The 13,441-nt window shown below is 37.8% G+C and carries 9 protein-coding genes and 1 pseudogene; 8 read left to right on the top strand and 2 right to left on the bottom strand.

The window, feature by feature from the left end; all coding sequences use genetic code 11:
• Positions 1-207 (top strand): annotated as a pseudogene (locus JN11_RS12355) (glucosamine-6-phosphate deaminase); the annotation flags it as partial.
• A 93-nt stretch (positions 208-300) separates the two neighbouring features.
• Here the strand turns inward: JN11_RS12355 and uvrA are convergent.
• Positions 301-3,240, bottom strand: a complete 2,940-nt coding sequence (gene uvrA / locus JN11_RS12350) for an excinuclease ABC subunit UvrA (protein WP_246139002.1) — start codon at positions 3,238-3,240, stop codon at positions 301-303.
• 444 nt (positions 3,241-3,684) lie between these two features.
• Here uvrA and JN11_RS12340 point away from each other — a divergent pair, with 444 nt between their 5' ends.
• The 4 genes from JN11_RS12340 to recA all read left to right on the top strand — a co-directional run bounded on the left by JN11_RS12340 (position 3,685) and on the right by recA (position 6,800).
• Entirely contained in the window at positions 3,685-4,269 is a 585-nt protein-coding gene (locus JN11_RS12340; protein WP_144912951.1) for an RNA polymerase sigma factor, read from the top strand.
• Between the two features lie 202 nt (positions 4,270-4,471).
• Positions 4,472-4,666: a hypothetical protein gene (locus JN11_RS12335; protein ID WP_144912950.1), complete on the top strand. Its 195-nt coding sequence runs from the start codon at positions 4,472-4,474 to the stop codon at positions 4,664-4,666.
• A gap of 228 nt (positions 4,667-4,894) precedes the next feature.
• Entirely contained in the window at positions 4,895-5,656 is a 762-nt protein-coding gene (nth, locus tag JN11_RS12330) for an endonuclease III (protein ID WP_144912948.1), read from the top strand.
• 136 nt (positions 5,657-5,792) lie between these two features.
• The gene (recA, locus tag JN11_RS12325) at positions 5,793-6,800 is read left to right on the top strand and encodes a recombinase RecA (protein ID WP_144912946.1); all 1,008 of its coding nucleotides are present in this window, start codon (positions 5,793-5,795) and stop codon (positions 6,798-6,800) included.
• Between the two features lie 109 nt (positions 6,801-6,909).
• Here recA and JN11_RS12320 read toward each other — a convergent pair whose 3' ends face one another.
• On the bottom strand, positions 6,910-7,293 hold the full coding sequence (locus JN11_RS12320) for a DUF302 domain-containing protein (protein ID WP_211360742.1): 384 nt from the start codon (positions 7,291-7,293) through the stop codon (positions 6,910-6,912).
• A gap of 18 nt (positions 7,294-7,311) precedes the next feature.
• On the opposite strand from JN11_RS12320, the gene JN11_RS12315 reads away from it, so the two are divergent.
• The 3 genes from JN11_RS12315 (at position 7,312) to JN11_RS12305 (ending at position 13,244) form a co-directional block, all read left to right on the top strand.
• Positions 7,312-7,761 carry a DUF1304 domain-containing protein gene (locus tag JN11_RS12315; protein WP_246139001.1) on the top strand — a complete coding sequence of 150 codons (450 nt, stop codon included), beginning with the start codon at positions 7,312-7,314 and terminating at the stop codon, positions 7,759-7,761.
• A 153-nt stretch (positions 7,762-7,914) separates the two neighbouring features.
• The gene (gene lpdA / locus JN11_RS12310) at positions 7,915-9,318 is read left to right on the top strand and encodes a dihydrolipoyl dehydrogenase (RefSeq protein ID WP_144912942.1); all 1,404 of its coding nucleotides are present in this window, start codon (positions 7,915-7,917) and stop codon (positions 9,316-9,318) included.
• 476 nt (positions 9,319-9,794) lie between these two features.
• Positions 9,795-13,244 carry a T9SS type A sorting domain-containing protein gene (locus tag JN11_RS12305; RefSeq protein ID WP_144912940.1) on the top strand — a complete coding sequence of 1,150 codons (3,450 nt, stop codon included), beginning with the start codon at positions 9,795-9,797 and terminating at the stop codon, positions 13,242-13,244.
• Positions 13,245-13,441 lie beyond the last annotated feature (197 nt).

Genomic DNA, 13,441 nt, shown 5'->3' with positions numbered 1-13,441 from the left:
CCATTATCACCACAGGAAGTGATCCGTAAGCGGAATGCCATCTTTAAGCACCAGAGCCAAAAAGACAGGCCGGTATTCCCGGGTGATGATGCAAGAGAATTCTGGGTGAGAGCTGAAGACCGTACAAGGGAAACGGCACGCTGCTATGACAAGTTAGGCATGGCGGAATATGAAGCTATGGAAGCTTTTGTAAGGTTTCACTATTAATAAGACATAGATTACACTGATTTTCAGGAATGATTACACCGATTTTTTTAGAACGGTGTAATCATTTTTTATCTATCGGTGAAATCAAAAAAATTATCTAAATCGCTCTTCCAGAAACTTTCCTGTATAAGAATCCTTTTCCTTAATCAAATTTTCAGGAACGCCTTCAAAAACTACTTTTCCTCCGTTGTCCCCACCTTCTGGGCCAATATCAATTACCCAATCTGCACATTTAATTACATCCATATTGTGTTCAATTACAATAATGGTATTTCCATGCTCTAATAAGGCATCAAATGATTTCAAGAGCTTTTTAATATCAGCAAAGTGTAGGCCCGTAGTAGGCTCATCAAAAATAAAGAGCGTTTTGTGTGTATTATTACCCTTAACCAGAAACGAGGCCAATTTAATACGCTGTGCTTCCCCACCTGATAATGTATTTGATGATTGCCCTAACTGAACATATCCCAAACCTACATCCATTAGTGGTTTTATTTTAGCAATGATTTTTGGCTCTTTGGCGAAAAACTCCAACGCTTCCTCAATGGTCATCCCTAAAACTTCCGATACATTTTTATCGTGATAGGTAACATCCAGAATGTGTTGTTTAAAACGTTTGCCACCGCAGGTTTCGCAGGTTAGGAAAATATCGGCCATAAACTGCATCTCAATTTTTACTTCTCCTTCACCCTGGCAAACATCGCAACGTCCGCCCTCAACATTAAATGAAAATGCCGATGGTTTTAAACCGGCTGCTTTTGATACCGGCTGTGCTGCATACAGGTTACGGATCTCATCCCATGCTTTAACATAAGTAACAGGGTTTGAGCGTGACGAACGGCCTATCGGGTTTTGATCAACCAGTTCAACCTGTTCGATTTTCTGGTAATCGCCTTCAATGCTATCGTACGATCCGGTTTGTTCGCCGTTATAATTACCCAGTGTTTTTTGCAATGCCGGAGCCAGTATGCGTTTTACTAAACTAGTTTTCCCTGAGCCTGATACGCCGGTAACTACGGTAAGTACACCCAATGGGAATTTAGCGCTTACATTTTTAAGATTGTTTTCGCGGGCCCCTTTTATCTCGATAAAATCATTCCATTTACGACGACTTTTAGGGATTGCTATTTCTTCTTTACCGCTCAAATAACGACCGGTGAGGCTATTGTTATCCTTAATAATTTCATCGTAAGTACCAGTGAAGATTAAATTGCCGCCATGAGTACCGGCTTCGGGGCCAATATCAATAATATGGTCGGCAGCTTTCATTATCTCTTCTTCGTGCTCAACAACCAATACGGTATTACCAACATCACGTAATGATTTTAACACACCAATCAGGCGTTGCGTATCCCTGGGATGTAAACCAATGCTTGGTTCATCCAAAACATAAATAGAGCCCACCAGGCTGCTACCCAGTGAAGTGGCTAAATTAATACGTTGCGATTCACCACCTGATAGGGTATTTGATAAACGGTTTAATGTTAAATATCTTAAGCCTACATCATTTAAAAATAGTAGACGATTGGTTATTTCCATCAATAAACGCTTGCCAACTTTTGTATCGGTTTCATTCAGCTCAATCGTACTGAAAAAATCCAATGCTTTATCCAATGGCATTAAAACCACATCGGTTATAGATTTGCCGTTTATTTTTACGTATGATGCATCCTGTCTTAACCGACTTCCCTTACATTCAGGGCAAGTGGTTTTACCACGATACCGTGACAGCATTACACGGTATTGAATTTTATAAGTCTGTTCTTCCAGCTCTTTAAAAAAGTCATCAAGTCCGCGGAAATAGGCATTTCCTTTCCATAAAAGCTGCTGTTGTTGCTCGGTAAGCTGATTATATTGGCGATGGATAGGGAAATCAAACTTTAATGCGTTTTTTACCAGTACATCGTTCCACTCGCGCATTTTTTCACCACGCCATGGAGCAATGGCGCCTTCATAAACACTTTTACTTTTATCAGGGATTACCAGGTCTTCATCAATACCTATTACTTTTCCATAGCCTTCGCACCTTTTACAAGCACCATAAGGATTGTTGAAACTGAAAAAGTTGGCACTCGGCTCTTCAAAGCGCATGCCATCCAATTCAAATCTATCGCAAAAAAAGCGTTCCTGTTCTTTTTCTGCATCGGGCTCCTGGTAGCGGATATAACAATCACCTTTACCTTCAAAAAAAGCAGTTTGAACAGAATCGCCTAAACGGCTTATGGTTTCATCTTCCTCATTTTTTGAAATACGGTCTATTACTATCCTTACGGTAGAAGTTAATGCCGGCTGATCAGCAATTACGGCATCTTCTTCGCTTTCTCCTTTTGCTTTAGCACTTTTACCTTTTACCTTTTTACTTTCGACCTTTTCCTTTTTATCTTCTCTTGCAACCTCGTGTATCAACCATGATCCATCGTCAACAATACTCATGTCTTCCAACAAATCTTCAATTTTTGATAGTTTGCCTTTAAACTCTACGCGTACAAATCCTTTTTGCATCAAAACAGCAAGTTCTTCCTTTAAGCTGCGGTTATTGTGCGGATATAAAGGACAAAGCAAGGTAACCTGTGTTTCGTTAGGTAAGGTCATGATGAAATTAATTACATCGGTAACCGAATCTTTTTTTACAATGCCACCAGAAACGGGCGATATAGTTTTACCAATACGGGCAAAAAGTAGTTTCAGGTAATCATAAATCTCGGTAGATGTACCAACAGTTGAGCGTGGATTGGAGGTTATTACCTTTTGCTCAATGGCTATAGCCGGGGCTATGCCTTTAATATAATCAACATCAGGCTTATTCATACGCCCTAAAAACTGGCGTGCATATGATGAAAGACTTTCTACATAACGGCGCTGACCTTCGGCATACAAGGTATCAAAGGCAAGGGATGATTTGCCTGAGCCAGACATGCCAGTAACTACTACCAGTTTGTTTTTGGGTATAGCAACATCCATATTTTTAAGGTTGTGTACCCTTGCACCTTTTATTATAATATGCTTTTGAGGATCTTTTTCTGCTTCGTTCATGTTAGTTAATAGGCTATAGACCATTGTCCATAGTAGCTGCAAAAATTACTATAGTTGAAAGTTTAGGCCATTTTTGCTACGATCTATCAATCATAGACTATGGGCATTTTTCCAAAACGCAAAAATCCTAAAATATTTAGCAGTATCCAAATGTGTTTGTGATTAGTAGCGAGTTATTTATCAAATTACCAATTAGTTTGCATTGGGCTGACATATCGCGGCAACTCTATTTTATTGATTATCGTATACCCTATAAAATGTGGTAAGTATAACGAAAAGTATTATTTAACAAATATTAACATTTGACCAGGGAAATATTATTTGTTTTTTTAATGATAAATTGGTTTATTTGAATAAGAATTTTTTTCAACCCCTAAAAAGAACCGTATAGATAAAACTCTACTCAATAATTATTAGTATTTAATTAAGTTAAGTAGTTTTTCTATGGATTTTCAATTGAAAAGTGATCAGGATCTAATCCATCATTACATCGTGGGTGACGAAGCTGGATTAGTAGAACTGATCCGACGCTATCAATCAAAAATTTACACTTCAATTTATTTGCTGGTAAAAGACGAATATCTGGCCGAAGATATTTTTCAGGATACCTTTATTAAGGTTATCAATACCTTAAAAGCAGGTAAATACAATGAAGAAGGTAAGTTTTTACCCTGGGTTACCCGTATAGCGCATAATCTGGTAATTGACCATTTCCGTAGGGAAAAACGAGCGCCAATGATTAATAATGGCGATGACTTTGATATTTTTGAAGTTTTGGGCAATTATGATGAAAGTACAGAAGATCGGATGGTACGCGAACAAACGTATAAAGATCTTAAATCACTGATTCATTTACTCCCGGCCGAGCAGAAAGAAGTTTTGATAATGCGTCACTTTGGCGACATGAGCTTTAAGGAAATTGCTGACATTACCGATGTAAGTATTAATACAGCTCTTGGTCGTATGCGTTATGCACTCAATAACCTGCGGAAAATGATGCAGAGTAAAGAATTAAGCTTGAAAAACTAATTTAACCCAGAGGTTCGATATTTAGTAAAGTCCGAAAGAGATTCTCTCTTCCGGACTTTTTTAGTTAATAGCAGCTTTTTCTGCCCTTCATTTTCAATAACTTATGAACTTGATAAAATAAATTTCATTTAATTTTCATCTTGATAAAATATTATATTTGAGATGTCGTTTAGTATCTGTAAACTAAATTTTAAAAAAGCTTATGGACGAAACCTTTACAGCAACTTTAAATTTACTGACTAACAAAGCCAGAGTGAACGAGGAATTACAAGAGAATTTGGAAGGCGACGAATTGATGTTTTATCATTCGCTTCGTGCTGATTTGGATCTTTTGAAAAAGGCCCCTAAACTTCAAACAATCCATCATATTTTGGATTATTCAAAGAGCTTGCGTTAAGAGTAAATAACAGAACTGGTTCACAGATCAAAGCCGTTTTTTTATAAATAGCTGATGATTTGTGAACCTTTCCACTTTTTTCCTGAACCTTCAATAGATTATTGGTCACAGTTGGTATTTGTAAAAAAATCCATTGCTTCTTTTGTTTTTGCGTTTAATTGATGATTATTGCTGAAAGGTATATCAATATGAAGTTGTTTATTAAAACGCTAATGCCTCAATAGTTCCATGAAAAAGCCCGAACGCTACAAGCACTTTGTTGAATATTTTTCCAAGCAACAACCCAACGCGGTTACAGAGTTGCATTATGGCAGCCCATTTCAGTTATTAATAGCAGTAATTCTTTCAGCACAATGCACCGATAAGCGGATCAATCAGGTTACTCCGGCATTATTTGAGCGTTTCCCAACACCCGAATCTCTGGCAGCATCTACGCCGGATGAAGTATTCAATTATATTCGTAGTGTAAGCTATCCTAATAATAAGGCTAAGCACTTAGTAGGCATGGCAAAAATGTTGGTTGATGTTTTTAATATTGAAGTGCCTGCAGGGATTGATGACTTACAAAAAATGCCCGGTGTAGGTCGTAAAACGGCCAATGTTATAGCTTCTGTAGTGTTTGATGCGCCGGCCATAGCTGTTGATACACATGTGTTCAGGGTGTCAAACCGGATTGGTTTAACTACCAATGCCCGTACACCGTTAGCTGTAGAAAAGCAATTAATAGAGTACTTGCCACAAGATACATTAGGTATCGCCCATCACTGGCTCATATTGCATGGCCGGTATATTTGTATAGCCCGTAGCCCCAAATGCGAAATTTGCCCCATTAGCTGGTTTTGTAAGTATTATGAACGTACCCATACCGAAGCTGCGCTGCTAAAAGCCGAAGCATTGAAATTAAAGAAAGCAAAAGATCAGAAAAAGAAAAACGCTTTGAATAAGATCAGTAAAGAACTGGCTAAAAGGAGTGTGGATAAAGATATTTGATTGCTATCATTAGGTTAAGTAATTTCATAGAAAATAATCCCATTGTCATTTGCAGTGACGTTCCTAAAGAATTAATTACTAAAAATATTAGTATTTGTAAATAATATATTTTACATTTGTTGACACGATTTACAACATGAGCAACGCAGATAAATTAAAAGCATTACAGCTAACCTTAGATAAGCTGGAAAAATCATACGGAAAAGGTACCATCATGAAGCTGGGTGACACCGTAATTGAGGCAACTGAAGTGATATCAACAGGTTCTTTGGGGCTTGATATTGCTTTAGGAGTTGGCGGCTTACCTAAAGGAAGAGTGATTGAAATATATGGTCCGGAATCATCGGGTAAAACAACATTAGCTATTCATGCAATCGCCGAATCGCAAAAAGCAGGTGGTATTGCTGCTTTTATTGATGCCGAGCATGCCTTTGATCGTTTTTATGCTAAAAAATTAGGTGTTGATGTTGAGAATTTGCTGATATCGCAACCAGATAATGGTGAGCAGGCATTGGAAATTGCTGATAACCTGATCCGTTCTGGTGCTATTGATATTTTGGTTATTGACTCCGTTGCTGCGTTAGTTCCGAAGGCTGAAATTGAAGGCGAAATGGGCGACTCAAAAATGGGTTTACAGGCGCGTTTAATGTCACAGGCTTTGCGTAAATTAACCGGTACCATTAGCAAAACCGGATGTTGCTGCATATTTATTAACCAGCTACGCGATAAAATTGGTGTAATGTTCGGTAACCCTGAAACAACTACCGGTGGTAATGCACTTAAGTTTTATGCATCGGTACGTTTGGATGTTCGTCGTATATCACAAATTAAAGATACTGATGAAGTATCAGGCAACAGGGTTAAAGTAAAAATTGTGAAAAACAAAGTAGCTCCTCCGTTCCGTGTAGCAGAGTTTGATATTATGTTTGGCGAGGGTATTTCTAAAGCCGGTGAAATTATCGACCTGGGTGTTGAGCATAACATCATCAAAAAAGCAGGTTCATGGTTTAGCTATGGTGAAACCCGTTTAGGTCAGGGTCGTGATGCTGTAAAACAGCTGATATTGGATAATCCTGAACTAATGGATGAACTGGAAACTAAAATAAAAGAAACTGTAACTGGTGATCATCTGGCAGAAGCATAACTTAATGATCCCACTGATTTTAAAAGTGGTTTTGTCGATATAAAATAGAAGTCCTTCAGTTTTGGAGGGCTTTTTTTGTTTGAAATATAAAGTATAAGATGTTTTTATTCTACCCTAAAACCTTTATCATTAATGGATCAAGATCAATAGGTGCGCTAACGTGGTCTGACAATGAATGCCTTTCCTTAATGTAGGCTGCGCTGTTATAAGCTACCAAAACTTTTTGATCACTACCCTGCCAGGCAATAACTTTTAAAGGCAGATCAAGTGCTGCCATCGGATTTTCTACCATGATTGGGCCGCCTGATTTAGGATTACCAAACAGAATAAATTCAAGCGGGAGAATGACTTGCCCGGTTTTTTGTAATTCATCTTGTTGATTTATTCGTGCATAGATGGTTACACCATTACTTTGCAGGATAGCTTGCAAGTGATCAATTGTTTCCTTTACAGTGTATGGGCTGACTTTTATAGTAATTCCTTGAGGATTCATAATATTGGTTAATGGCAAATGAATTTTAAAAAGGATATTGACCATATAAAGATCGGTAGATTCCTGATTTATTCCTTACTTTTAATCAAGATAAACCTCAATTACATGTATTTAATTACCCGCGCATTAATAGCAATAATTATTGCTGAGCATTTTTATTTTTTATGGCTGGAGATGTTTGTTTGGACAACACGTGGCCCCAAAGTATTTACCCATATTCCGGCTGCATTGTTTAAAGAGACTAAAACAATGGCTGCTAATCAGGGTCTGTATAATGGTTTCCTGGCGGCAGGCTTGTTGTGGAGTTTTTTTATAAAAGATAGCAACTGGCAAAATAATGTTTCTCTGTTTTTTCTGAGTTGTATAATTGTCGCCGGGCTTTATGGTGCTTACAGCGTATCCAAAAAGATATTTTTTATTCAGGCTTTGCCTGCCATAATGGCTATGTCGCTATCATTTTTTATTTAAGCGTTTGATTTTCGGCCAGTGCTTCACTGCGAAATTACAACGTAGGCAAATGTAGGTGGAAGGTTAATAACGCTATTGTCAACTTTATTAGTTTACAGTTTTATAGGCCCTCAATATTGCTTAACTTTGTGCTCCAAAACAATTTACAAGCTTATGCAATATGATGTTATCGTTATCGGTTCGGGCCCTGGAGGTTACGTTGCCGCTATACGTTGTGCCCAACTGGGTTTAAAAACTGCTATCATTGAAAAATATAATACTTTAGGTGGTACCTGCCTTAATGTTGGCTGTATCCCTTCAAAAGCCCTGCTCGATTCTTCTGAACACTACCACAATGCTGCCCATGCATTTACTGCTCATGGTATAAAGCTGGATAATTTGAAGATTGATTTCGGCCAGATGATTAAACGCAAACAGGAAGTGGTTGATGCCAATACAAGCGGCATAGCTTACCTGATGAAAAAGAACAAAATTGATGTTCATACAGGCGTTGGTTCTTTTAAGGACAAAAACACCATCACTATAAAAAAAGCTGATGGTACAGAAACTGAAATTACTGGTACTAATGTGATCATCGCTACCGGCTCAAAACCATCAGCGCTTCCTTTTATCAAGACTGACAAAAAACGCATTATTACCTCTACCGAAGCTTTAACACTTACTGAAGTACCGAAACACCTGGTATTAATTGGAGGTGGCGTTATTGGTTTGGAACTGGGATCTGTTTATGCCCGTTTAGGGGCCAAGGTTTCTGTAATTGAGTTTATGGATTCCATTATCCCTACTATGGATAAAAGTTTGGGTAAAGAATTACAAAAGGTTTTACAAAAACTAGGCATGGAATTTTACCTGGGCCATAAAGTTACCGGTGCCACAGTAAAAGGGAAAGAAGTTACGGTAACTTTTGACGACCCTAAAGGCGAAAAGAAGGAACTTAAAGGCGATTATTGCCTGGTAGCCGTTGGCCGTGTTGCTTATACCGATGGTTTGGGCTTAGATAAAATTGGTATTACCGTTGAGGAACGCGGTCGTAAAATTCCTGTTAATGATCATTTGGAAACCAGCGTAAAAGGTATTTATGCCATTGGTGATGTAATTAAAGGGGCCATGCTTGCGCACAAAGCCGAAGATGAAGGTACTTTAGTTGCAGAAATCATTGCCGGACAAAAACCACATATCGACTATAACCTTATTCCGGGTGTGGTTTATACCTGGCCGGAAGTTGCTGCTGTAGGGCAAACTGAAGAACAGCTTAAAGCAGTCGGCGTAAAATATAAAACAGGCTCATTCCCATTCAAAGCAAGCGGTCGTGCTCGTGCAAGCGGCGATTTGGACGGTTTTGTAAAAGTATTAGCCGATGCCAACACAGATGAAATATTAGGTGTACACATGATCGGTCCAAGGGCTGCTGATATGATTGCCGAAGCTGTTGTTGCTATGGAATACCGTGCGTCAGCTGAAGACATTTCACGGATGAGCCACGCTCACCCAACCTATACAGAAGCTATGCGTGAAGCTTGTTTGGCTGCTACAGCAAACCGGGCTATACATATTTAAGCTTCGCATTCTATTTTTTCTTCTCTTTAAATTAAGGGTTAATAAACATTGCTGTGTTTATTAACCCTTTTTCTTTATTATTTCTTCCTTTTTACTCTTCATAGCTTTATTTTTTTTTATCAATAATTATTATTTTTAGATTAAAATATTTACTTTTAGTAAACCAAGTATTTCCTTTAGAAAAACAATGTGAGGGTATTTTTATAAATCAGTTTAAAACAATGGGTATTTTAACTGGTGTTTAATAGGTGTTTAAGCGCTGTTTATGAGTCTATTTTGTCGCTATTTTTATACCTATTTGTATTTAGCTGCCTTTTTATTATTTAATAATTTGAAGTTAATATTTTCTTGTTATTTAATATGTTGATATTGCATAACTAAACTTTTTACAGTTTTGTAATTACCATTCCCCGGGTTTTGCAAAGAGTAAAATTGATCTATCTGCGTCTACAGTATTTAACCTTTAAGTATTTGCTATGAAAACTTTTTTACTTAGCTATCAACCTAAACTAATAAAATTTGCACTCTGCGGCATAATTCTATTGATCAGCGTTGTAAATGTTTCTACTGCGGCCACCTCAAACTGGACAGGAGCACTGAGCAGCGATTGGTCTAATTCAGGTAATTGGGATAGTGGTGGCGTACCAGGAACCAGTTCTATAGTGCAAATTGGGGTAACCGTAGGTTTTAATAACCAGCCTGTTATAAATTCATCAACAGGAACAACAATTTCAAGCCTTATATTTGGTGTAAATGGACTAATTGTACTTGGTACAACTACTACTGTTACAACTCTTACTGTAAACAGCGGCTTTACGCTTGCCGTTAGCGGTAGTATTACACAAAACTCAAGTACTGTAGTTATTTCTGCGCTGTCCAGCAATACTTTTACAACAACTATTGCCGGTGCAGGCACCATTACCTGTAGTTCGTTAACGGTGGGTAATTCTACTGCTTTTCTTGTTGTCAGTTTGTTGAGTACAAATCTGGTTAAAGTAGTTTCAACTATTGCTAATTTAAGTATTTCAGGTGGTTTGGTGGTTAATTCAACTACGCAAGGCACTACTGTTATACCACTTGTAGTGGCCATTGGTTTTAATAATGCAACTTTTTCTTTACAGGGAGGCACTACATCAGTTGGTACTACAATAAAAACTGTCAACACCACCCAAGGGCTTATATTAACAGGAAACTCCGTTCCAAACATTAGTATTGATATGCCTACAGGTTCAAGCCTTACCCCGGTTTTGCAGCTTGCAGGTGCACATGCTATAGATGCCACCAGTGTTGCCAATTCAATTGATTTTTATAATAATACGGGGGGAACAGGTACTTGTACTGTGAATTATAATGGTGCAAGTCAGGAAGTGTATACTACATCTTTAAGTACTATTCTTAATACCAGTCCACAAGTTTATCAGTATCTTTCCCTTACAGGCACAGGTGCCAAAACACCGGATGGGAGCTTGTTAACCGTTGGGGCCGATTTAACTTCTTTAACACCAACTATAGTAGCCTTTAATACCAATAATCCTACTGTTACGGTAGGAGGAAACTGGATAAACTCCAGTACCGCAAACCAGGGGTCAGGCAATATTACCGTAACTGGTTCAGTAACCAATAATTCGAGCGGGACGCTTAGTTTGGGTTCAGCTAATTTATCTATAGCTACAAATTATACTAATAATTTAGGTGGGGTTTATACGCAAAGCACAGGTACAACTATATTTAATGGTTCATCGGCACAATCACTTACTGATAACAGTACAACAGGTACAACATTCAATTTAGTGAATTTCACCAGCGGAGGAACCAAAACCATGTCAGGCACTGGCAGTTTTGCGGTATCAAGTACAGGAATATTAACTATGGCCGCAAGCACTGTACTTCAAACAGGGAATATCCTTACCTTAAATTCAGCAAGTACAAGTACAGCAACGGTAGCAGCTATTCCATCTTCTGCAAGTATTACGGGTACCGTTAATGCCCAGCGTTATATCAGTGGCGGGAGTAATGCTTACCGGGGATATCGTTTCTTGTCATCACCTGTTTATACAGCAACTACCGGATCAGGTTCAAGTGCTAATTATTACTATAGTTTGGGTTATTTACCTACTTATGTGCCTTTAACCAGTACATCGGGTACGTTGGGCGGTTTCACAAAGGCAGGTAACCCTTCTGTATATTTATACAGGGATAATGTAGTGTTTACTAATAGTAGCTTTAATACCGGCAATTTCAGGAGTATTAATGCTATAAATTATACCCCATCTTATTTTATCGGGGTTGATTTTGATGGTGGTTTTAATTTACATGTGGGTACAGGTATTATGCTTTTTTACAGGGGGGACAATTCTAACTTATCCACCAAATGGATAACCACAACCAGTGCCGAATCTAATGTATTTGTGTCAACCGGAACATTGAACCAGCAAGCTGTAAATGTGGTTAACTGGTATACGCAGACAACCACATTGCAACATGATGTAGTGAGTGGTAATCCTTCCAATTATACTGGATTTAACCTTGTGGGTAATCCTTATGCCAGTTCAATTGACTGGAACACCTATAGTACCACTAATAACGCTGCGGGTATTTATGCTCCTAATGTAGGTAACAGCATTTATATTTATAATGAGGTATCAAAGGTTTATGCTGTATACAATGGTACTACTGGTACAAATGGGGGGTCACGCACCATTCCAAGTGGCCAGGGTTTTTTTGTTAAGACTACTGCAGCAGGGGCAACAATGACTTTTAATGAGGCTGCAAAGGTTAATACACAGGTTGCCGGGCCAACACAACCTACCGGACCTACTTTGTTGCTGAGCAAGAGGATGACTAATGATGATTTAAACACTAATTCTTTACAAGATATCCGCCTTGAAATGGCAGCAGATTCCATTAACAAAGAAGAAACGGTTATATGTTTCAAGTCTGATGCTCAAAATGGATTTGTTGTAAATGAAGATTCACAATATTTAACAGGAAGTGGCAAGGTGGGTTTATGCAGCATGTCTGCGGATAGTGTTCCATTGGCTATTAATAATATCCCTTTACCAAAACCTAATCAAACCATAGTCAGATTGGAGATAGGAGCTACTACAGATGGTGTTTATACACTTAACAGAACAGAGATTAATAATATACCCAAACTTTACAGAGTGTGGTTGATGGATGCTTATATGAAAGATTCACTTGATATAAGAAATAATGCCACTTACACTTTTAATTTGTACAAGGCTGATGGCAATAGTTATGGTGCAAATCGTTTTAGTGTGGTTATTCGCCAGGATCCAGCCATGATGGTGCATTTATTAAGCTTTACGGCAACAAAAGCAAAGGATGGTGCACTGGTTGCCTGGACAACCGAAAATGAGGACAGCTACACCAATTTTACGGTTGAAAGAAGCACTGATGGTGGAAGTACTTTTAATGCATTAGGTAGCCTTCTTTCAAATGGTACGGGTAACTATAGTTTTCTTGATAAAACCCCATTGCTTACAAGCGATAAGTATAGGGTACAAGTAACCGATTTAAATGGAGGCATTACTTATTCACCAGTTATGACGCTTAATTATGATGTCTCTAATAATGCTCAAGCAAGTAATAATATTATGATATACCCAAACCCGGTAAGTAGTGTTATGCATTTGGCGATTAATCAGAATAACGGATCTTCCAATATTTCTTCATTACAATTAGCTGATTTAAATTCAAATATTAATAAAACAACAAATCCAACAACTTATGACATTAAAATAATAAGCCTGGCAGGTTATGTGGTGAAAACCGAAACATCTTCACAACCCACATGGCAAGATAATGTAAGCGCGCTTTCGCCGGGTACTTACGTTATTCGGGTGGTTAATAACAATGATAAAAGCCTTGTAGGAAAATCAACTTTTATTAAACTTGGGAACTAAAACTAATCGTTTTTATTCCCTTGAGGAGTCAAATGTTGATTTTTTATAATGATTAAGCAATATTTAACTTTTGTTTGAATTTTATTTAACTTTTATTTATAATTTTAAAAACCCTTATGAAGTCTCTTTCGTATAAAGGGTATTAGATAAAACAACATCATTATTTATCTAATCTGTTGCTAATAAAGTGCTTATAA

The sequence above is a fragment of the Mucilaginibacter frigoritolerans genome, from assembly GCF_007830615.1.
GTDB lineage: Bacteria > Bacteroidota > Bacteroidia > Sphingobacteriales > Sphingobacteriaceae > Mucilaginibacter > Mucilaginibacter frigoritolerans.
This window is presented reverse-complemented; position numbering and strand designations above follow the sequence as displayed.

Coding starts and splice junctions, on each gene's coding strand:
- uvrA (WP_246139002.1), bottom strand. CDS start 3,240: ATGAACGAAGCAGAAAAAGATCCTCAAAAGCATATTATAATAAAAGGT.
- JN11_RS12340 (WP_144912951.1), top strand. CDS start 3,685: ATGGATTTTCAATTGAAAAGTGATCAGGATCTAATCCATCATTACATC.
- JN11_RS12335 (WP_144912950.1), top strand. CDS start 4,472: ATGGACGAAACCTTTACAGCAACTTTAAATTTACTGACTAACAAAGCC.
- nth (WP_144912948.1), top strand. CDS start 4,895: ATGAAAAAGCCCGAACGCTACAAGCACTTTGTTGAATATTTTTCCAAG.
- recA (WP_144912946.1), top strand. CDS start 5,793: ATGAGCAACGCAGATAAATTAAAAGCATTACAGCTAACCTTAGATAAG.
- JN11_RS12320 (WP_211360742.1), bottom strand. CDS start 7,293: ATGAATCCTCAAGGAATTACTATAAAAGTCAGCCCATACACTGTAAAG.
- JN11_RS12315 (WP_246139001.1), top strand. CDS start 7,312: ATGAATTTTAAAAAGGATATTGACCATATAAAGATCGGTAGATTCCTG.
- lpdA (WP_144912942.1), top strand. CDS start 7,915: ATGCAATATGATGTTATCGTTATCGGTTCGGGCCCTGGAGGTTACGTT.
- JN11_RS12305 (WP_144912940.1), top strand. CDS start 9,795: ATGAAAACTTTTTTACTTAGCTATCAACCTAAACTAATAAAATTTGCA.